Source organism: Calidifontibacter indicus (genome assembly GCF_003386865.1).
Classification (GTDB): domain Bacteria; phylum Actinomycetota; class Actinomycetes; order Actinomycetales; family Dermatophilaceae; genus Yimella; species Yimella indica.
In genome coordinates, this window is sequence record NZ_QTUA01000001.1 from 899,077 (window position 1) to 920,246 (window position 21,170).

General features: G+C 67.2%; 17 protein-coding genes. 12 read left to right on the forward strand and 5 right to left on the reverse strand.

Annotation, left to right across the window (positions count from 1 at the left end; all coding sequences use genetic code 11):
* Nucleotides 1-41 precede the first annotated feature (41 nt).
* Complete coding sequence (locus DFJ65_RS04270; RefSeq protein WP_170143987.1) at nucleotides 42-902, reverse strand: phosphatase PAP2 family protein; 861 nt, start codon at nucleotides 900-902, stop codon at nucleotides 42-44.
* A gap of 279 nt (nucleotides 903-1,181) precedes the next feature.
* Between DFJ65_RS04270 and DFJ65_RS04275 the strand changes: the two genes are divergently transcribed.
* From DFJ65_RS04275 to DFJ65_RS04310, 8 genes are all read left to right on the forward strand, one after another.
* A complete protein-coding gene (locus DFJ65_RS04275) occupies nucleotides 1,182-2,465 on the forward strand; it encodes an aspartate kinase (RefSeq protein ID WP_115921960.1) in 1,284 nt (427 codons plus the stop codon).
* Entirely contained in the window at nucleotides 2,462-3,514 is a 1,053-nt protein-coding gene (locus DFJ65_RS04280; RefSeq protein WP_115921961.1) for an aspartate-semialdehyde dehydrogenase, read from the forward strand. Before DFJ65_RS04275 ends, DFJ65_RS04280 begins: the two co-directional genes overlap by 4 nt.
* 6 nt (nucleotides 3,515-3,520) lie before the next feature.
* Nucleotides 3,521-4,579, forward strand: coding sequence for an aspartate-semialdehyde dehydrogenase (locus DFJ65_RS04285; RefSeq protein WP_115921962.1), 1,059 nt, complete (start codon nucleotides 3,521-3,523; stop codon nucleotides 4,577-4,579).
* A 99-nt stretch (nucleotides 4,580-4,678) separates the two neighbouring features.
* Nucleotides 4,679-5,479 carry an amino acid ABC transporter ATP-binding protein gene (locus DFJ65_RS04290; RefSeq protein WP_115921963.1) on the forward strand — a complete coding sequence of 267 codons (801 nt, stop codon included), beginning with the start codon at nucleotides 4,679-4,681 and terminating at the stop codon, nucleotides 5,477-5,479.
* Nucleotides 5,480-5,556: 77 nt separating this feature from the next.
* Nucleotides 5,557-6,384 carry a glutamate ABC transporter substrate-binding protein gene (locus DFJ65_RS04295; protein WP_115921964.1) on the forward strand — a complete coding sequence of 276 codons (828 nt, stop codon included), beginning with the start codon at nucleotides 5,557-5,559 and terminating at the stop codon, nucleotides 6,382-6,384.
* Nucleotides 6,385-6,449: 65 nt separating this feature from the next.
* Entirely contained in the window at nucleotides 6,450-7,130 is a 681-nt protein-coding gene (locus tag DFJ65_RS04300; RefSeq protein ID WP_115921965.1) for an amino acid ABC transporter permease, read from the forward strand.
* Nucleotides 7,127-8,002: an amino acid ABC transporter permease gene (locus DFJ65_RS04305; RefSeq protein ID WP_115921966.1), complete on the forward strand. Its 876-nt coding sequence runs from the start codon at nucleotides 7,127-7,129 to the stop codon at nucleotides 8,000-8,002. The genes DFJ65_RS04300 and DFJ65_RS04305 overlap by 4 nt, the downstream gene beginning before the upstream one ends.
* Before the next feature lie 173 nt (nucleotides 8,003-8,175).
* Nucleotides 8,176-8,811 carry a DUF2461 domain-containing protein gene (locus DFJ65_RS04310; RefSeq protein WP_115924092.1) on the forward strand — a complete coding sequence of 212 codons (636 nt, stop codon included), beginning with the start codon at nucleotides 8,176-8,178 and terminating at the stop codon, nucleotides 8,809-8,811.
* Between the two features lie 106 nt (nucleotides 8,812-8,917).
* Here DFJ65_RS04310 and DFJ65_RS04315 read toward each other — a convergent pair whose 3' ends face one another.
* Entirely contained in the window at nucleotides 8,918-9,898 is a 981-nt protein-coding gene (locus DFJ65_RS04315; RefSeq protein WP_115921967.1) for a patatin-like phospholipase family protein, read from the reverse strand.
* A 159-nt stretch (nucleotides 9,899-10,057) separates the two neighbouring features.
* Here DFJ65_RS04315 and DFJ65_RS04320 point away from each other — a divergent pair, with 159 nt between their 5' ends.
* Genes DFJ65_RS04320 through DFJ65_RS04330 form a run of 3 tightly spaced genes read left to right on the forward strand, consistent with a single transcriptional unit; the run spans nucleotide 10,058 to nucleotide 12,535 of the window.
* Nucleotides 10,058-10,861 (forward strand): CoA transferase subunit A, encoded by an 804-nt coding sequence (locus DFJ65_RS04320; protein ID WP_115921968.1) that lies wholly within the window; start codon nucleotides 10,058-10,060, stop codon nucleotides 10,859-10,861.
* Between the two features lies 1 nt (nucleotide 10,862).
* A complete protein-coding gene (locus DFJ65_RS04325) occupies nucleotides 10,863-11,495 on the forward strand; it encodes a CoA transferase subunit B (RefSeq protein ID WP_115921969.1) in 633 nt (210 codons plus the stop codon).
* A gap of 20 nt (nucleotides 11,496-11,515) precedes the next feature.
* Nucleotides 11,516-12,535 (forward strand): phosphotransferase family protein, encoded by a 1,020-nt coding sequence (locus DFJ65_RS04330; RefSeq protein WP_211308359.1) that lies wholly within the window; start codon nucleotides 11,516-11,518, stop codon nucleotides 12,533-12,535.
* 13 nt (nucleotides 12,536-12,548) lie between these two features.
* Here the strand turns inward: DFJ65_RS04330 and DFJ65_RS04335 are convergent, their stop codons facing one another.
* Nucleotides 12,549-14,303, reverse strand: a complete 1,755-nt coding sequence (locus DFJ65_RS04335; protein ID WP_245949995.1) for an alpha-amylase family glycosyl hydrolase — start codon at nucleotides 14,301-14,303, stop codon at nucleotides 12,549-12,551.
* A gap of 203 nt (nucleotides 14,304-14,506) precedes the next feature.
* Here DFJ65_RS04335 and DFJ65_RS04340 point away from each other — a divergent pair, with 203 nt between their 5' ends.
* On the forward strand, nucleotides 14,507-16,006 hold the full coding sequence (locus DFJ65_RS04340; RefSeq protein WP_115921971.1) for an amino acid permease: 1,500 nt from the start codon (nucleotides 14,507-14,509) through the stop codon (nucleotides 16,004-16,006).
* Nucleotides 16,007-16,395: 389 nt separating this feature from the next.
* Here the strand turns inward: DFJ65_RS04340 and DFJ65_RS04345 are convergent, their stop codons facing one another.
* Both DFJ65_RS04345 and DFJ65_RS04350 read right to left on the reverse strand, forming a co-directional pair.
* Complete coding sequence (locus DFJ65_RS04345; protein ID WP_115921972.1) at nucleotides 16,396-18,348, reverse strand: HNH endonuclease signature motif containing protein; 1,953 nt, start codon at nucleotides 18,346-18,348, stop codon at nucleotides 16,396-16,398.
* Nucleotides 18,349-18,611: 263 nt separating this feature from the next.
* Entirely contained in the window at nucleotides 18,612-21,170 is a 2,559-nt protein-coding gene (locus tag DFJ65_RS04350) for an ABC transporter permease (protein WP_115921973.1), read from the reverse strand.

The following is a 21,170-nucleotide window of genomic DNA, read 5'->3' on the forward strand; positions in this document are numbered from 1 at the left end:
CCTACGGCCTCGGGCTGACAACCGTCCGCACCTGCGGCGCTTCAGGCCGTCGGGGCGGGCGCCGACTCCGGCTCGGGGAGCAGATCTTCCCGCAACGGGGCGGGAGCGAAGGCACTGCGGCCGAAGAACACCCGCTGCAACGCGAAGGCCGTCGCGAGCACGGCCGCGCCGGCGATGCCGTCGAGGATGAAGTGGTTGGCGGTGCCGACGACGACCATGAACGTCATCACCGGGTAGGCCACCCCGAGCGCGCGCAGCCACGGACGCTTGGCGATGCGGAACACGCACAGCCCGACCCAGAGCGCCCACGCGCAGTGCAGGCTCGGCATCGCCGCGAACTGGTTGGTCTGGTTGGCGACCGCCGGGCTCGACCACGAACCCCAGGTGCCGAAGGCGACGAGGGTGTCGACGAAGTGCGCGCCGCCCAGCAACCGCGGGGGAGCCATCGGGAAGAGGTAGAAACCGATGAGGCCGAGGACGGTGGTGCCGACCAGCACGGTGCGGGCCGCGCGGTAGTGGCGTTTGTGGGCGCGGAAGATCCAGATCAGCGTGATCGCGGTGACCGGCAGGTGCAGGTAGGTGTAGTAGGCGTTGAAGATGTGCGCCAGCACCGAGTGGTTCGCGACGAAGTGGTTGAAGTGGAGTTCGGCGTCACCGGTGAGCCGCTGGGTGAAGTCGAGCACCTGGTGGCCGCGGTTGTATGCCTCGCCCTCGCGGGAGGGGACGAGGTTGCGCAGACGCTCGTACACCAGATTGAGCACCACGAGGATGCCGATCTCGACCCACCAGCGCGGTGCGCGATGGACTCGGAACCGCGCGGGAAGAAGGGCGCGGTGCTGTTGGTTGAGCGTCGTCCGTTCGGCTGTGGCAGTTCCCCCGACGCTGTCCACATTGCTTGACACCTGTTGATTGTCCCTCCAGTTCGGAGATTTCGCCAATTGTTTACCCAGCGGTGGCACAGAACCGGTTGCCGCGCCGTGGCTCGCGGTTGGAGGTTGCGGGGCTGATTTCCGTTCCGTTGTGTACCAATGAATGTTCCGGGAAGGCACCGCAGCCGGATCGAACTCCCGTGACTGTTTCGTATCGCGGGCGATTGTCCACCCTTTGAACACCGCTCGTTACGATTGACGAGGCTCAGCGGCCGGGCCCGAACCGGTCGCGCAGAAGAAGGAGAGGCCGACGTGAGTTTGGTGGTCCAGAAGTACGGCGGCTCGTCGGTGGCGGATGCCGACAGCATCAAGCGCGTCGCACGGCGGATCGTCGACACCCGCAAGGCCGGCAACCAGGTGTGCGTCGTCGTCTCGGCGATGGGCGACACCACCGACGAACTGCACGACCTCGCCGCGGCCGTCTCCCCGGCGCCGCCGCAGCGCGAACTCGACATGTTGCTGACCGCGGGCGAGCGCATCTCTGCCGCGCTGGTCTCGATGGCGATCGCCAACCTCGGCGACTCCGCCAAGTCGTTCACCGGCTCGCAGGCCGGCGTCATCACCGACGACGTGCACGGCAAGGCCCGCATCATCGACATCACCCCCGGTCGCATCCGGGAGGCCCTCGACGCCGGTCACATCGTGATCGTCGCCGGATTCCAGGGCGTCTCGCAGACCACCAAGGAGATCACCACGCTCGGCCGTGGCGCCTCCGACACCACCGCCGTCGCGCTCGCCGCGGCGCTCGGCGCCGACGTGTGTGAGATCTACACCGACGTCGACGGCGTGTTCACGGCCGACCCGCGCATCGTCCCGAGCGCGCGCAAGATCGACCGCATCAGCAACGAGGAGATGCAGGAGATGGCCGCCTCGGGCGCCAAGATCCTGATGCTGCGCTGCGTCGAGTACGCGCGCCGGTTCAACGTGCCGATCCACGTGCGGTCCTCGTTCAGTCATCGTGAAGGCACCTGGGTGGTCGACAACACGTCGGCCGACAAGCAAGGAGAAGAAGGCGTGGAAGACCCGATCATCGCGGGCGTGGCACACGACCGCAGCGAAGCCAAGATCACCATCGTCGGAGTCAAGGACTCCCCGGGCGTCGCGGCGAAGATCTTCCAGACCGTCGCGACCGCGGCGATCAACATCGACATGATCGTGCAGAACGTCTCGGCGCTCGATACCGGACTCACCGACATCTCCTTCACCCTGCCCAAGGGCGACGGACAGCGCGCGGTCGAGGTGCTCAACGCCGAGAAGGACGACATCGGGTTCGACCAGCTGCAGTACGACGACCAGGTCGGCAAGCTGTCGCTCGTCGGCTCGGGCATGCGCTCCCACCCGGGTGTCAGCGCGACGCTGTTCCAGGCGCTCGCCGACAACGGCATCAACATCGAGATGATCAGCACCTCCGAGATCCGCGTCTCGGTCGTCACCAAGGACGACCAGCTCGACGACGCCGTCCGCGCGGTGCACAGCGCATTCGGACTCGACTCATCCGAGGGCGAGGCCGTGGTTTACGGAGGGACGGGCCGATGAGCGACGCAGCGAAGGTCAATGTCGGCGTCGTCGGCGCCACCGGCCAGGTCGGCGGCGTCGTGCTGGAGATCCTGACCGAACGCAACTTCCCGGTGGGCGACCTGCGCCTGTTCGCGTCGGCGCGCTCGGCCGGCCGCACGATCGAGTGGCAGGGCCGCGAGATCGTCGTCGAAGACGCCGAGACCGCCGACCCGTCCGGCCTCGACATCGCGATCTTCTCCGCCGGTGGGGCCACGTCCAAGACGCTCGCGCCGAAGTTCGCCGCTGCCGGCGTGACCGTCATCGACAACTCCTCGGCGTGGCGCCAAGACCCGGAGGTGCCGCTGGTCGTCACCGAGGTCAACCCCGACGAGGCGCTGAAGCCGGCCAAGGGCATCATCGCCAACCCGAACTGCACCACGATGGCCGCGATGCCGGTGCTCAAGCCGCTGTCCGACAACGCCGGGCTGCGCCGCCTCACCGTCGCGACCTACCAGGCGGTGTCCGGTTCGGGCCTCGCCGGTGTCGAGGAACTCGCCGGCCAGGTGCGCCAGGGCGCGGAGTCGGACCAGCTCGAGCAGTTGGCCCACGACGGCGGCGCCGTCGAGCTCGGCCCGGCCAAGAAGTACGTCGCGCCGATCGCCTTCAACGTGGTGGCCCTCGCGGGTAGCCTCGTCGAAGACGGCTCGGGGGAGACGGATGAGGAACAGAAGCTGCGCAACGAGAGCCGGAAGATCCTGGGGCTGCCCGATCTTCTGGTCGCCGGCACGTGCGTGCGCGTGCCCGTCTTCACCGGTCACTCGCTGTCGATCCACGCCGAGTTCGACCAGCCGATCAGCCCCGACGAGGCGCGCGCCCTGCTGGCCGACGCCCCCGGCGTCGAGCTCGCCGACGTGCCCTCGCCGTTGCAGGCCGCCGGTGCCGACCCGTCGTACGTCGGTCGTATCCGGCAAGACCAGTCGGTGCCCGACGGCAAGGGCCTGGTGCTCTTCGTCGCCGGCGACAACCTGCGCAAGGGTGCCGCGCTCAACACCGTCCAGATCGCGGAGGTCGTGGCCGCGGGTCGGTGATCGCCGGTGACCGTGCGTAAGCCAGTCCTTGCCGTCGTCGGTGCCACCGGCGTCGTCGGACAGACCCTGCTGTCGATGCTGCCGACCCGGCCCGACGTTTGGGGCGAGGTGCGCTTGCTCGCCTCCGGTCATTCCCACGGGGTCACCGTGCGTGCGCTCGGCCAGGACGTCGAGGTGCGCGAGATCGAGTCGGCGGCGTTCGAGGGTGTCGACGTGTGCATCCTGGCGGTGCCGGCATCGGTCGCCCGCACCTGGGCGCCCATCATCGCCGCGCAGGGCGCGGCCGTCATCGACAATTCCGGGGCTCATACCGCCAATCCGGCTGTGCCCCTGGTGGTTCCGGAGATCAACCCGCACCGGGCGGGCGGTCAGGGCGGGCGCATTCTCGCCAGCCCGAGCGGCACCACGTTGCTGATGATCAACACCCTCGCGACGTTGCACGAGGGCTGGCACCTGCGCGAGGTCGTGGCCTCCACCTTCCAAGCCGTTTCCGACGCCGGTGTGCGCGGGGTCAACCGGCTCTACGACGAAGTGGCCGAACTCGTGAACAACCGCCAGGTCGGCCAGAGCGCCGGCGACGTGCGCCGGTTCCTGTCCGACCTCGAGAGCGAGTCGCCGTTCGCTGCGCCCATCGCGTTCAACGTCATCCCGTGGGTCGGCGGCCCCGGCGACGGACGGTGGTCGAGCACCGAACTGCGTGCCCGCGAGGAGGTGCGCACCATCCTCGACACCCCCGATCTGCGGATGGCGACCACCTGCGTCCAGGTGCCGGTGGTCAGCACCCATTCGGCCTCCCTGCACCTCACCTTCGATCGCCGGCTGACCCGCGACGACGCCGTCCGTGCCCTCACCGAAGGGTCGAACTCGGTGGTGGTGCTTGACGATCCGATGCGGCAGGAGTGGCCGACACCGGTCGATGTGGTCGGCACCGACCCGGTGTTCGTCGGACGGGTGAGGCAGCCGGCCGACTTCCCTCGATCGCTGGAGTTGTTCGTCTGCGCCGATAACCTGCGCAAGGGGTCTGCGCTCAACATGCTGCAGATCGCCGAACTCGTCGCCTGCTGACCGCGCGATCCGCAGGTTGGTCACAATTGTGACGCAACCTGGTATCAGGTTCTTTCTTTGTCATTACATTGCGTCTGCCGTGACCTATGGTTAGGCGCCATGACGGAGGAGAATGCCGCCGAGGCCGGCCAGGCCCACCTCGGCAAGGAGCGCGGCCAACAGGGCGAACCGCTCGTCGTCCTGACGGACGTCAACAAGCACTACGGCGACCTGCATGTGTTGCGGGACATCAACCTGACGGTCACCAAGGGCGAAGTGGTCGTCGTCCTCGGGCCGTCCGGGTCGGGAAAGTCCACTCTGTGCCGCACGATCAATCGGTTGGAGACCTTCGAGTCGGGCTCCATCACCATCGACGGCGTGCCGTTGCCGGAGGAAGGCGCCGCGCTCGCCAAGCTGCGCGCCGACGTCGGAATGGTGTTCCAGTCGTTCAACCTGTTCGCGCACAAGACGATCTTGCAGAATGTCACGCTCGGCCCGATCAAGGTGCGCAAGCAGAAGCCGAAGGAGGCCGAGTCACGCGCGATGGAGTTGCTCAAGCGGGTCGGCGTCGACCACCAGGCCGCCAAGTACCCCGCCCAGTTGTCCGGCGGTCAGCAGCAGCGCGTCGCGATCGCCCGGTCGCTGGCGATGGAGCCCAAGGTGATGCTCTTCGACGAGCCGACCTCGGCGCTCGACCCCGAGATGATCAACGAGGTGCTCGACGTCATGGGTCAGCTCGCCAAGGACGGCATGACGATGATCGTGGTCACCCACGAGATGGGCTTCGCCCGCCGGGCCGCCGACCGCGTCGTGTTCATGGCCGACGGGCAGATCCTCGAGCAAGACACGCCGGAGGAGTTCTTCAACAACCCCAAGTCCGACCGTGCGAAGGACTTCCTCTCGAAGATCTTGGCCCACTGACGAACTGGGCCAGACCCGTCACCGACCGTCACCGTTTTACCGAACCGGGGCCAACGCCCCTTCGCAGGAGGAAACCAATGAAGATTCGTTCCGCGTCCGCCGTGGCCATGCTGGCTGTTGCGTCGCTCACCCTCGCCGCATGTGGCAGTGACTCGGGCTCCGGCTCGGGCGACAAGATCAAGATCGGTATCAAGTTCGACCAGCCGGGCCTCGGTTTCAAGGACGGCAGCAAGTACACCGGTTTCGACGTGGCCGTCGCCAAGTACGTCGCCGGCAAGATGGGCTACAAGGAAGACCAGATCGACTTCGTGCAGTCGCCGTCGAAGCAGCGCGAGTCGATGCTGAAGGCCGGCACGGTCAAGATGATCTTCGCGACGTACTCGATCACGGACAAGCGCAAGCAGGAGGTCTCGTTCGCGGGGCCCTACTTCGTCGCCGGTCAGTCGGTGCTGGTGAAGGCCGACAGCACGATCAACAGCGTTGCCGACCTCAAGGGCAAGAAGGTCTGCTCGGTCACCGGCTCCACCTCGGTCGACAACCTGAAGAAGCAGCAGCCGGCGCTCGTCCCGCAGGAGTACGACACCTACTCCGCGTGCGCCTCTGCGCTCAACGACGGCGTGATCGACGCGATGACCACCGACGACGCGATCCTCGCCGGCTACTCCAACCAGGCCGCCTACAAGGGCAAGTTCAAGCTGGTGGGTGGCACCTTCTCCACCGAGAAGTACGGCGTCGGCCTGAAGAAGGGCGACAAGGACACCTGCACCAAGGTCAACGACGCGATCAAGCAGATGGTCAGCGACGGCTCCTGGGAGAAGGCCCTGAAGGAAAATCTCGGCGCCGACTACAAGTACAACACCGAGACCAACCCGCCGAAGGACGCGGACCTCGAAACCTGCGCGTGATGTCTCCGGTGTGGGTGCGGTGATCGGCCGCACCCACACCTCCCTTCGGATGACGGAAGGTCGTAATGGCCGATCTCTTTGAGCAGTACCAGGTGTGGTCAGCCATCTGGATGACGATCAAGCTGACGCTCGCCGGCGCCGTCGGCAGCCTCGTGCTCGGCACGATCATCGCGATCCTGCGGATGTCACCGGTGCCGATGCTGCGGTTCCTCGGCACCGCCTACGTCAACATCTTCCGCAACACCCCGCTGACTCTCATCATCCTGAGCACCAACCTGGTGCTGTGGGCCAAGCTCGGGGTGAAGCTCGCCGACGACAAGTCGCCCGACTACTTCGCCACCAACAACTTCCGGCTCGCCGTGCTCGGTCTGGTGATCTACCACGCGTCGTACGTCTGTGAGGCGCTGCGCTCGGGTGTCAACACGATCCCGCTCGGCCAGGCCGAAGCGGCCCGCTCGATCGGGCTCACCTTCGGGCAGTCGCTCAAGGAAGTCGTTCTGCCGCAGGCGTTCCGAGGCGCGGTGGTGCCGCTGGGCAACACCCTCATCGCGCTCACCAAGAACACCACGGTGGCGGTGACCATCGGCGTGCTGGAGATGGCGGCGGTGCTGTCGAAGGTGGCCGAGGCCGATCCGGGCAAGCTCAACCAGGCGTTCATGATCAGTGCGCTCACCTTCGTGGTGCTGACCCTTCCGGTCGGCCTCGCGGTGTCGCACTTCGGTAAGAAGTTGGCGGTGAAGCGATGAGTGCGGGTGTTCTGTTCGACGCACCCGGGCCGAAAGCGCGCCGCCGGCACATGATGCTGACCGGCGTCGGAGCGGTGATCCTGCTCGCCGTCCTCTACGTGGTCTACAAGCGGCTCGACGACAAGGGGCAGTTCTCCTCGGCGCTGTGGAAGCCGTTCACCGACTGGGGTGGCTTCGTCAAGCCCTACCTGTTCGACGGTCTGGTCGGCACGCTCAAGGCGGCCGTCATCGCGATCGTGCTGGCCGGCATCCTCGGGTTCGCGTTCGCGCTGGCCCGCATGTCGCAGATCAAGGTGCTGCGCTGGGTCGCGTCGGTGTTGGTCGAGATCTTCCGGGCCATCCCGGTGCTGTTGGTCATGCTGTTCAGCTACGGCTACTTCAGCAACAGCTCGCAATCGTCGTTGTCCGACAACGCACCGCTGATCGCGACGGTCACCGGTCTGGTCTTCTACAATGCCGCGGTCGTCTGCGAGGTCATCCGTTCCGGTGTCGACCAGTTGCCGAACGGCCAGCGTGAGGCGGGCCTCTCGATCGGTCTGAGCCCGGCCCGGACCCTGCGTCAGATCCAGTTGCCGCAGGCGATCACCACGATGTTGCCGGCGTTGATCAGCCAACTCGTCGTCATCGTCAAGGACACCGCGCTCGGTTACAACGTGCTCTACGGCGAACTCCTGTACAGCGGCAAGATCGGCTCGGTCGGCCCGACGAACATCGTGCCGATGATCATCGTCATCGCGCTGATCTACATCGCGATCAACTACACGCTGTCCAAGCTGGCCGAGTACGTCGACCGTCGGCTGAAGGCGCGTGGTCGGGGTGGCAAGAACCAGCAGGTCGCAGGTGGCCCGGTCATGGAGCCCGAAACCGCCTGAGCTTTTTGCGTGCTCCTCGCGGTTGACACCCCCGGCACTGCGCAAGCTCGTGCCGGGGGTGTCGCGCGTCCCGCCTGCGTGAGCCTCGCGCTGTGGTCCGGTGGTAGCCACCACCGGCGATGTTGTCTGCAGGCTCCTTCGTGGTCGACACCGAGGGCTTCTACGATCCTTGGGTGACTTTCGACGGTTTCTCGGTGGCAGCGCTCGACTTCTACGACGACCTCGCGCAGGACAACAGCAAAGCCTTCTGGGAAGCCCACCGCGACGTCTACAACGCGGCGGTGCGGGCGCCCTTCGAGGCGCTCGCCGAGGCGGTCGAGGACGAGTTCGGCGACGCGAAGATCTTCCGGCCCAACCGGGACGTGCGGTTCAGCAAGGACAAGGCGCCGTACAAGACCCACCAGGGCATGTACGTCGCCGCGGCCGAGGCCACCGGCTGGTACGTGCAGTTGTCCGCGGCCGGGGTGATGGTCGGCGTCGGGTTCTACGACGCGTCGCCGACCCGACTTGCGTTGTTGCGCAAGGTGATCGACGGTCCCGACGGGGTGTCGCTGGAGCGGCTCGTCGGCGACCTGCAGCGCTACGGGTGGACGCTCGGCGGCGACACGGTGAAGACGGCGCCGCGCGGTTACAGCGTCGACAACCCGCGGATCGCGCTACTGCGGCACAAGACGATGTCGCTGTCGAAGGAGTACGGCTTCGAGCCGTTCGTGCACACGCCCGATCTGTTGGGACGCATCGTGTCCGACTGGCGTGACGGCCGCTCGCTCGTGGAGTGGCTCGCGGTGCACCTCGGCACCGGCCGCTGACGCCCCTCCCGCGAGCCCACCCCTCCCGCAAACGCTGCGGTTGCCGGCAGACGCTGCGGTTGCAACAGGAACGTCTGTCTGGAACTGCAGTTTTTGCGGGGGAGGGTCACAAGCCCTGGGCGTCGAGTGCCTCGGTGGTGAGCTGTCGGCCGAGGGCGATCATCTCGGCGGCGCGGTGGAACTCCAGGGTGCGCGCGGCGTCCGAGGGCAGTGTCACGAGCACGTCGGGCGGGTTGGAGGCCATCCGGTAGCGCGCGACGAGCGACGACATCGTGTCGAACGAACGGTTGAAGATCTCCATCGTCGACGGGTCCTTCGGCAGCCGGGTGCCGAGCAACCGTTGGAGCGGGTCGGCGTCCGGATCGTCTTCCTGCGCAGCGCGATTGGCGACCAGCCTCGCGGACAGGCGTTGCATGGTCGCGGTCTCGAGGATCTCGTTGGTGCTCTTGCGCACGCGCCGTGCACCGCGGGTGAGGGTCTCGCTGCTGCCGATGATCGTGCGCAGCGGCGAGACCGGCACGGCCTCCGCGTTGCCCTGCGACTGACGGACGCCGTTCAGCGAGATCGCGAGCGTGATGTCGGACGCGACCGCGCGGGTCGGCTCGATCGGGATGGGGTTCATGAGGCCGCCGTCGACCAGCATCCGTCCGTCGACCACGACCGGGTGGATGACGCCGGGCATCGCGCTAGAGGCCCGGATCGCGACGTCGGCGGGACCGCGCTGGAACCACACCTCGCGGCGTCCGTCGAGGTCGGTCGCGACCGCGGTGAACGGGATCGGGAAGTCTTCGATCTGCGAGTCCGCGAGCATGTCGCCGATGCGGTTGATGATGCGCTCGGCCCGCACCACGCCGGGGCCGCCGAGACTCGGGTCGACCAGGCGCAGCAGGTCGCGTTGGCTCAGGCTGAGTGCCCACTCCTTGAGCACTTCCATCCGGCCGGAGGCGGCGAAGCTACCGACGAGTGCGCCCATCGAGGTGCCGGCGATCGTGACGACCTCGTGGCCGCGTTCGGCGAGCACTTCCAGGGCGCCGATGTGGGCGCCACCGGAGCCGAGTGCCACGGCGACTCTCTTTCCCGATGCCATGACGACCAGCGTACGGCTGTGGGCTCGGCACGTGCGCAGGGTTGGCGCCCGTGGTGGGCGCCCATAGTGACTGCGATCACACGGTGGATAGCATCGAGGCCGGTGGGCGAGCGTGTCTTGCCCGACGTTCATTCACGACAGCAACACGGAAGAGCGCACATGGACAAGGTTGTAGCGTCCGCTGCGGAGGCGGTCGCCGACATCGCGTCCGGCTCGTCGCTGGCGGTCGGCGGATTCGGACTCTGCGGCATCCCGACGGTGCTCATCAAGGCACTGCACGACACGGGCGCCGACGACCTGTCGGTGGTGTCGAACAACTGCGGCGTCGACGGTGCGGGCCTCGGAGTGCTGCTCGAGGACAAGCGGATCAGCCTGGTGCAGGCGTCGTACGTGGGGGAGAACAAGGAGTTCGCCCGGCAGTACCTGTCCGGTGAGCTCGAGGTGCGCCTGACGCCCCAGGGCACCCTCGCCGAGAAGATGCGGGCCGGTGGTGCCGGCATCCCGGCGTTCTACACCCAGACCGGTGTCGGCACCCAGGTGGCCGAGGGCGGCATGCCGTGGAAGTACGACGCCGACGGTGGCGTCGACAAGGAGTCGCCGGCCAAGGAGACCCGCACCTTCGACACCTTCGGGCAGGAGCGCGAGTACGTGCTCGAGGAGTCGATCGTCACCGACTTCGCGCTGGTGCGTGCGCTCAAGGGCGACCGCCACGGCAACCTGGTGTTCAACACGTCGGCGCGCAACTTCAACCCCGCCTGCGCGATGGCCGGCCGCATCACCATCGCCGAGGTCGAGCAACTCGTCGAGCCGGGCGAGATCGACCCCGACGAAGTGCACCTGCCGGGCATCTACGTGCACCGCGTCGTCGAGCTCACCCCGGAGCAGGCCGCCGACAAACAGATCGAACGAATCACCACCCGTCCGCGTCCGGCGGGCGACGCCGCGCAGACGCAGGAGGCCTGACATGCCGTTGACCCGTGAACAGATGGCCGCCCGCGCCGCTCAGGAGCTCGAGGACGGCGACTACGTCAACCTCGGGATCGGTCTGCCGACCCTCGTGCCCAACTACGTTGCCGACGACGTCGAGCTGGTGCTGCAGAGCGAGAACGGCATCCTCGGCACCGGCGCCTACCCGTACGAGGGCGAGGAAGACCCCGACCTCATCAACGCCGGCAAGGAGACCGTGACGCTGCGCAAGGGTGCCAGCATCTTCGACTCCGCCACCAGCTTCGGCATGATCCGCGGCGGCAAGGTCGACGCGGCGATCCTCGGCGCGATGCAGGTGAGCGTCGCCGGCGACATCGCCAACTGGATGATCCCGGGCAAGATGGTCAAGGGCATGGGCGGCGCGATGGACCTCGTGCACGGTGCGCGCAAGGTGATCGTGCTGATGGAGCACGTCGCCAAGGACGGCAGTCACAAGATCGTGCAGGAGTGCTCGCTGCCGCTCACCGGCAAGGCCGTCGTGCAGCGCATCATCACCGACCTGGCGGTCATCGACGTCACCGACGACGGGCTCGTCGTGCGGGAGCTCGTCGACGGCGTGACCCAGGAGGAATTGCAGGAGAAGACCGGCGCCCCGCTGACCTTCGCATGACATTCGCCTAGGTTGGTCGCGTGCAGAATCATGACGAACTGGTCCGCCCGCCCGTGCTCGGTCCGGCGCTGGTCGCCGCCACCGGCGCCTCCGGTTGGGCGAGTTTCGACTACCGGTTGATCGCCGGCGGAAAGTCGAACCTCACCTTCGAACTGTCCAGTGCGGCAGGCGAACTCATCCTGCGTCGCCCGCCGTCGGGCAACCTGCTGCCGTCGGCGCACGACATGGGTCGTGAGTCGCGGGTGCAGCGAGCCCTGGCCGGCACGCAGGTGCCGGTGCCGCAGGTGGTGCTGACGGACGAGGGCGATCTGCTCGGCGTGCCGTGTTACGTCATGGCGAAGGTCGAGGGGCACGTCATCCGTGAGGAGCTCCCTGCCGGGTACGCCGACGACGCCGCCGCGAAGGAGCGCATCGCCGGCGCACTCGTCGACACGCAGTCCGCACTGCACCTCATCGACCCCGCGTCGATCGGGATGGCCGACTTCGGCAGAGCCGAGGGGTTCATGGCCCGGCAGGTGCGCCGTTGGACCGAGCAGTGGGACCGCTCCAAGACCCACGACGTGGCCGAGATGACCGAGCTCTCCCAGCGGTTGAGCACCAACACCCCCACCGCACAACGGGTTTCGATCATCCACGGCGACTACCGGCTCGACAACTGCATCATGGACTCCGACGACCCGGGCAAGGTGGCGGCAGTGCTCGACTGGGAGCTGTCGGCGCTCGGTGACCCGCTGGCCGACCTGGCGTTGACGCTGTTCTACTGGCTCGAGGAGTCGGACGAGCCGTTCGGCATCACCCCCTCGATCACCCGCACGCCGGGCTTCCCCGGTCGCGACTTCGTGAAGGCGCGATACGCCGAGCAGACCGGGCTCGACCTGTCCGATCTCGGCTACTACCAAGGGTTCTCGGCGTTCAAGCTGGCCGGCATCGTGCAGGGCATCAACCAGCGCAGCAAGGCAGGCGCGATGGCGGGGCAGGACTTCGGCAACCTCGACGACATGGTGTTGCACATCGCCCGCCAGGGTCTCGAACTGCTCTGAACCGACCGGTCGGCTATCCGGTGAAGCCGTAGATCAGCGCGCTGTACGGGCCCACGTTCACGGACGCCGACGCCGGGTCGCCGTCGGCGGTGACGGAGGTCGACTCGACCGAGCCGTACTCCTCGGAGTAGCTGATGCCGTCGGTGTTCATCAGCAGTTCCCAGCCACCGGCTGCCGGGAACTGAACGGGCAGGTCGGTGCGGGCCTCGCCGCTGAGGTTCACGACCACGAACACGCTGTCGCCCGGGCCGCCGTCGGCCCAACGGTGGTAGGCGATGACGTTCGCGGCGTCATCGGCGTGCACCAGTTGGGTGTGCTGACCGCGTAGACCGGCGCTGCGTCCGGAAGCGTTGCGGCGCAACGAGATCAGGTCGCGCCAGATCTGCAGCACTCCCGACTGTTCCTCGGCGAGTGACCAGTCGAGCGGCACGGTGTCCTGGAACCAGCCGTCCTGCAGAAACTCCTGGCCCATGAACAGCATCGGGATGCCGGGGGGGGTGAGCAGCATCGCGGCACCCATGGTGGCCAGCTTCTGGGCGAGCTCGCCGGAGGTGTCGTCGGGGGCCACCTCGAGCGGCACCCGAGCCTTGCCGTTGGCCACCTCGTCGTGCGACTCGGTGTAGATCACCCGCTCGAAGGCGTCGTCGTTGTACGTCTTGAGGATCGCTGTGGCGACCGCCTCCAACGAGCGTTCGTCGTCGTTCGACGCCTTCAGCGCCTCGCGGATCGGGTGCACGAACGCGCCGTCCCATTGGGCGTGGAACGCCGCGCCGCCCTCGTCGGTCGAGCTCACCGCGGGGTTCTGCTGCATGTCCTCGGCGATCAACAGGCGATCCGGGAACTGTTCGCGCACTAACGAATTGACTTCGCGCATCATCTCCCACCCCTCGGGGATGTCCATGCCCGAACCGTCCCGGCTGCGGATGTACGGGGTCATGTCGAAGCGCAGACCGTCGGCGTGGAAGTCGTTCAGCCACAACACCGCGTTGTCGCGGATGAACGCCCGCACCTCCGGGCGGCCGTAGTCGGGACGGGTGTCACCCCACGGCGTCGACGAGCGGTCGTCGTTGTAGAAGTAGATGCCGCCCTTGCCGTTCTCCGACCAACCGTCGAACTGCCAGGTGGCGAGGTCGCTCGGACCGAAGTGGTTGTAGACGACGTCGACGATCACGGCCAGCCCGCGCTGGTGGGCCGCCTTCACCAGGTCCTTCAGACCGTCCGGGCCGCCGAGCACCGACTCGACCGCGAACAGGTGGGCCGGGTTGTAACCCCACGAGTCGTCACCGGCGAACTCCATCACCGGCATCAGCTCGATCACGTTGGCTCCCAACGACTGCACGTGGTCGAGACGGTCGATCACCGACTGGAACGAGCCGCGTCCCTGCTCGGCGTTGAACGAGCCGACGTGCAGTTCGTAGATCACCAGGTCGTCGCGGCGGGAGAGGCCGGGGCTGTCGTCACCCCAGTCGTACGCGCCGTGGTCGTAGATCACGCCGTTGCCAACCGAGTTGGTGACCTTGCGGGCGTACGGGTCGACCCGCTGGAAGGTCTGGCCGCCGGCGGTCAGCTGGTACTTGTACTCCTGCCCGACCTGCGCCGAGGTCTCGGCGTACCAGTAGCCATTGCCCTCGGACTCCATGACGGTTGCCCCGCCGTCCCAGTCGTTGAAATCGCCGATGACACAGACCTGTTCGGCGTTCGGCGCCCACACCCGAAACGCCACCCCACCGTCGAACGGGATCGCTCCCATGCCTTCACGCTGACCCATCGGTGTGTCTCCTAGTCGAGGTGCGGGGGAGGGCCGGACGGCCGCGACCCAGCGTATGACCTGGCGGCCGGCGACGAGGTGCCCACGGACGCAGGTCACATTTGTCAGCACATTTTGGGACGAAGGCGCGTATCCGTAGCCACCGGCCCTTCGGGTCACTAGATTTCGTTGTCGTTCCCTGGTCCCAGGAAGGAGTCACGCTCATGAGCTTCGCGAACATGATGCGGACGAAGTCGGTCGAGCAGTCGATCGCCGAAGGCGACGAGCCGGAGTACCAACTCAAGAAACGGCTCACCGCCCTCGACCTCACGGTGTTCGGCGTCGGAGTCGTGATCGGTGCCGGCATCTTCACCGTCGCCGGCCGTGCGGCCAAAGACCTCGCCGGCCCGTCCGTCGTGATCTCGTTCGTGGTCGCAGCCCTGTGTTGTGCGCTCGCGGCGCTCTGTTACGCCGAGTTCGCCTCGTCGATCCCGGTGTCGGGTTCGGCCTACACATTCAGCTACGCCTCCCTCGGTGAAATCGTCGCCTGGATCATCGGCTGGGACCTCCTGCTGGAGCTGATGCTCGGTGCATCGGTGGTCGCGCAGGGCTGGTCGGCCTACCTCGGGGTGTTCCTCGACCACCTCGACATCACGCTTCCCGAGTCGGTCTCCTACGGCAGCAGCTTCGACCTGCCGGCCTTCCTGCTCGTGGCCGTGCTCACCGTGCTGGTGAGCATCGGCATCAAGGAGTCGCTGCGGGTCAACCTGGCGCTGGTCGCGCTCAAGGTGTTCATCGTGCTATTCGTGATCTTCGCCGGCCTGTTCTTCATCAAGGGCGAGAACTACCAGCCGTTCATCCCGCCGAACCAGCCCGCCGAGCAGGTCGAGACGCTCAAGACGCCGCTCATCGAGTGGGTCTTCGGCTTCACCCAGTCGCACTACGGCGTCACCGGCATCCTGGCCGCGGCCTCGTTGGTGTTCTTCGCCTACATCGGATTCGACGTCGTCGCGACCACCGCCGAGGAAGCCAAGAACCCGCAGCGCGACCTTCCGCGTGGCATTCTCGGCTCGCTGCTGATCTGCACGGTGCTCTACTGCGCCGTCGCGCTGGTCATGACCGGCATGGTGAAGTACGACAAGATCTCCAGCGAGGCATCCCTGGCCAAGGCGTTCGAGGACGTCGGGCATCCAGGGTTCGCGACGCTCATCTCAGCCGGAGCCGTCGCCGGTCTGACCACCGTGGTCATGACCTTGCTCATCGGTGCCTCGCGCGTCGTGTTCGCGATGTCGCGTGACTGGCTGCTCCCGGCGAGCCTGGGCAAGGTCAACACCAAGACCGGCACCCCGATCAAGATCACGGTCGGCATCGGCACCGTGGTGGCCCTCGTCGCAGCGCTCACCCCGGTCGGTGAACTCGAGTACATGATCAACATCGGCACGCTCACCGCGTTCTTCCTGGTGTCGGTCGCGGTGCCGGTGCTGCGCCGCCGCAACCCGAAGATGGAGCGCCCGTTCAAGGTGCCGTTCAGCCCGGTGCTGCCGATCGTGTCGGCACTGATCTGCCTCTACCTGATGCTCACGCTGCCGATCGAGACGTGGATCCGGTTCGTCATCTGGATGGCGCTCGGCTTCATCATCTACTTCATCTACGGCTACCACCGCAGCCGCCTGGCCCAAGGGCACCGGGCGCAGGAAGAGCCCGTGGAGAAGTCGACGCTCTGAGTCGGCCCGCGACACAGACCAGCCCGCTCGGCCCGATGGTCGAGCGGGCTCGTCTGTGCAGCGCCCGGATGGCGCAGGATGGGTGCATGCTCGCCGTCCGTGTCGCCCGCTCGCGTGACCTGTTGGCCGCGCATCCGGACGCCGGTGCGCTGTTGAGTGCGGACGAGCGGCGCCGGTTGGCAGCGTTGCGGCGACAGACGGATCGGGACGATTTCGTGGCTGCGCGGGTGCTCGTGCGCATGCTGCTTGTCGAGGTTGTTCCGGATGTGCCCACTGACGCGGGTGCCGACGGGCCGCTCGGGTCGGTTCGCATCTGGCAGGAGTGCGCGACCTGCGGCGGCCCGCACGGCGCGCCGCACACGGAAGGGGCGTTCCTCAGCTGGGCGCACTCATCCGGGGTGGTGGCTGCGGCGGTGAGCGACCGACCCGTCGGCGTTGACATCGAACCTCTCGAGGTGGCGATTCCCGCGCTCGCCGGCCGGGTACGCGACGTGGCCGAGTGGGTGCGGCTCGAGGCGATCGTCAAGACCGGACGGATCGACCTCGACGGCGCGCTCGCCCTGCCGCGGGCCGAGTTGGCCGGCGTGACGGTCGCCGACTGGGCGGATCCGGCCACCGGCGTCGCGGTCGCGGTCGCGTCGGTCGGCGGGTATCGCCGGCCAGTGAGCTAGCCGCCGCGGGTTGCCCGGCTGATCGTTCTCGGTGCGGCCGGTGTCGGTGTCGGGGTAGGTGGTGTAGCGGCGGCCGGTGCGGCTGATCCAGGTGCAGATTCCGTCGTCGGTCATCTCGACGTCCCAGTGGCCTTTGGTTTTGGCGTCGTGGTGGTGCCGGCACATCGCGGCGAGGTTCGCGCCCTTGGTGTCGCCGGTGGGCCATTCCTGCACGTGGTCTTCGTCGCAGCGGATCGCGGGTCGGCTGCATCCGGGGAACCGGCAGGACTGGTCCCTCAGTTGGACGAACTCTCGGATCTTCGGTGGTGGTTCGTAGCGTGCGGACGCTGTTTGCGCGGTGATGCCGGTGTCGGTGTCGAACAGCACCCGGGTCAGCCGGCACCCGAACCGTTCGACCAGCGCATCGACGGTGTCCGGTGCGACCAACCCGATGCCGGGGATCTCGGCCCAGTCAGTGTGGGGCCTCCCATGGGCGTCACCATCTGGTGGGCCGGTCGAGCCGTGTGATGTCTCCGGATCGGCTGTGTCACAGTCATTTTCGGGAGGACCTGGATCGCTTGCCGCCTGCGCACCGGCGCCTTCGCCGTTGTCGGCGCAGTCACTGCTCTCGTCATGGTCGTCGCTGGGGGCATTGGTGCGTTGGAAGGGGACGTGGATGACGAGGTGAAACCCGATGTCGCAGCCTTCAGTGACGAGGTCACACAACGCGTCGAGGCGTAACTGGCCTAGCGTCGGCCTGAAGGCTGCGCCCGGTTCCGAACCCTGCTGGGGGTACTGCTCGGGGTGCGCTTGGGCATGTTGTTCGGGGTGTTTACGCCAGGTGTCGGCCAACTGGTCGAGCGCGGCGTGGATCTTCGCGATCTGATCCGCCGGACCCACCGCCCGCAGTTCGGACAACCCGGGGATGTCGGAGGCTTCCGCCCAGACCCCGATCGCTTCCCGCGCGGTCCTCTTTCTCGTTTGTTTCGCGGCGTCGGCTTCCCACCGGGTCACCAGTGCCCGCACGGCCGACTTGAGTTTCTGGAACCCCCACGAGGCGAACCCGCGCGACCCCAACAACTCAGCCTCGACCAGGGCCGCCGTGTCCGGGGAAGCGTCGGCCAGTTCGGCCGCTACGAGGTTCACCTTCCAGAACGGCACCCCACCCGCAACCGCCGCCTCGACCAACCGCGGCGCTTTCGTACACGCGGTGACCGCGGCACCCAGACGCGTCGACGCCGTGCGTGGTGCGAGTTGGCAGGCGGCCGCCAAATCGGTGTCCGCGAAGTCGGCCTGATGCCCGAGCGGTCGTTCCACCGGCACACAGAACCCCGTGTCGGAGTCGATGACTTCCCGATCGATCGCGGCATACCTCGCCATCGCGATCGCCGAAGCGGCCTGCACCACCGAACCGGTCACCGCGGCCGCGCGGATCATCTCCTCCAACGACCGCAGCTCCTCCACCGACGACACCCGCCCCGTCAACGCACCCTCACCCGCCCGGATCGTGTCGGTGTCGATCTTGGCGAACGCATCCCGACACAACTGCGCCGCCGCAGCCAGCATGTCCGTCGCCGAGGAATGCTCCGTGATCACCGGGCGCACCCGATACGTCTTGCGGCTCAACACCGATTCGATCAGCTCGAGTTCGACCTCGCTCAGAGGCTCATCGATCTCGTAACTGGTGGTCATGAATCAAACATATGTGCGACCACCGACACCCACCATCAGTCGCAGAAGATCTGTGGAGAAACGACACCGACCAGGTGGGCTGTGGATCAAATCCCGCTGCGAATCAACGGGTTTCGACTCGGTGACCAACGAATGCTTGTCAATGCCGCTGGTGGCAATCACGGGACCACAGACCAAGGCTCACGCAGCCGGGACGGCTGAGCCCCGTAGCAGGAACGAAGTGACTGCTACGGGGCCCAACGCCGAAGGAGCCTGCAGAAGACTCAGAGGTCTGCGATGGCCTCCAACGGACGCGTACGCGCCGCCCGGATGCCCGGCCACAACGCCGCCGCCATGCCGACCACCGCCGCCATCACCAGCGTGAACAGGATTGTCGGCCACGGGATCACGGCGCTGATGTCCGGGATCCATTCGCGGAAGGTGCGCACGAGGCACCATCCGATCGCGACTCCGATGATCATGCCGAGCAGCGCCCCGAAGATCGAGATGAGGATCGACTCCAGGTAGATCGTGCGCCGCACCTGCTTGCGCAGCATGCCCACCGCACGCAGCATCCCGATCTCGCGCTTGCGTTCGACCACCGACAGCGCCAGCGTGTTGATGATGCCGAGCACCGCGATCACCAGCGACAGCCCGAGCATGCCGTACAGCACCAGCAGCATCTGGTCGATCTGCGACGACTGCGCGTTGGCGAACTCCTTCGGGGTCTGCACCTTGATCGTCAGGTAGTCCTTCATCGCGTCGCCGATGCGGTTCTGCACCTGCGCCACCGGGGCACCGTCGGTGACCTTCACCAGCGTGACCCAGGAGCGCTCCAGCTGCTTCGGCACGAGTTGGGAGTAAGCCGATCCGCCGAGCATGAACGGTCCCGAGAGTGCGCTCTCGGTGTAGATGCCGGTGACTGTCGGGTTGGCCTTCGTGCCGAAGCGGGTTGCGAGCTCGACCGGCGAGCCGACCTTGAGCCCGTTGGCCGACGCGAACTTGTCGGAGACCAACACCGAGTTGGCGCCGATCGTCGACGACCCTTGTGTCACAGCCAGTTTCAGCACGGTGGAGAGGTCACCGGTCGGCGCGGTGCCCACGGAGTCGCTGCCGCCGATGCGCACCGGCACGTTGCGCAGCTGCACGACGTCCTTCACCCCGTCCAGCTTCGCCAGGGTGGCGCCGCTGGCGGGCGGCAGCCCCATCTGGTCGCCACCGGTGAGGATGACGTCGGCGGTGACGTCACTGCTGACGGCCGAGTCGATGGTCGCCTTGAACGACGAGCCGAGGGTGCCGATCACCGCGACCAGCATGAGCCCGAGGGTCAGCGCGAAGGCGGTGGCCGCCGTCCGGCGCGGGTTGCGGACGGCGTTGGTGCGGGCCAGGCGGCCCAGCTTGCCGAACGGTCGCCCGATGACCGAGCCGAGCGCGCCGATCACCGGCTGGGACAGCGCCGGAGCACCCATCACCACGGCGACGATGATCACGACCGCGCCGAGCCCGACGAGGCCGGCCGCCTGGCCACCCTTGCCGGTGGCGCCGCTGAAGATCGCGGCGAACCCGAGCACGGCGAGCAGGGCACCGATGAGGGTGCGCACCCGCAGCGAGGAGGCGCCGTCGGTCTGGCTCTCGCGCATCGCCTCGACCGGCGACACCTGCGCGGCCCGGCGGGCCGGGGCGTAGGCACTCACCATGGTCACGACGATGCCGACCAGCAGACAGGCGATGACGGCCGTCGGGGTGATCGCGAGATCACCGCTGGGCAGTCCGGCCCCGGTGGAGCTGAGGATGGCCTGCAGTCCGGCCGCCAACGCGATGCCGATCGCGAAGCCGACCACCGAGCCGATGAGCCCGACCACGAAGGCCTCGAACAACACCGACCGGGTGACCTGCGGACGCGATGCGCCGACGGCTCGCAGCAGGGCGAGTTCCTTCACCCGCTGCGCCACGATCATCGAGAAGGTGTTGTAGATGATGAACGTGCCGACGATGAGGCCGATCGCCGCGAACGACAACAGGATGTAGTTGAAGATCTGCAGGAACTGGTTGATCGCGTCCTTGGTCTGCTGGCGCACCTCTTCGCCGGTCTGCACCTTCTGGTCGGGGAACGCCTGGGCGAGCCGCTGCTTCAGCTGGTCGGGAGTCACCCCGGACGCGGCCGAGACCTGCACCGTGCCGACGTGCTTGCCGTCGCTGAACAGCGACCGCGCGGTCGCCGCGTCGAAGTCGGCCTCGATGTAACCGGAGGTGGCCCCGGGCAACTTGGTCAGTCCGACGACGGTGACATCGCGTGGGGTGCCGTCGCCGTTCTCGACGACCACCTTGGTGCGCGAGCCGACCTTGAGGCTGCCCTTGGTGGCTGCGCTCTCGTTGAGCACGATCTCGTTCGGACCGCTGGGTGCGCGGCCCTGCGTGATGCGGACGCCGTTCGGGTCGAGGGCCTGGTCGGTGGGCACCCAGTTGGCGCCGACGATCGGAGCTCCACCCGACTGCAGCGCCTTGCCGGTGGAGTCGGCGATCGCGATGGTGCCGGTGTAGCCCACCTGCACGCGATCGACACCGAGAGCCGCCTTGTCCGACTCGATCTTGTCGACGACCGACTGCGGTACGCCGAGGTCGCTGGTCAGGCCGTTGCTCCGGTTGCTCGAGCTGACCTGGGCGTCGACCCCGATCGCGACGTTGTCGAAGATGTCGTTGAACGACCGCCCGATGGTGCTGGTGAAGATCAGCGAGCCGGCGACGAAGGAGGTGCCGAGCACCACCGACAACACGGTGAGCAGCAGGCGCAGCTTGTGCGCGCCGAGATTTCGCAAGGAGACCTTGCCCATGGTGCCGGCCAT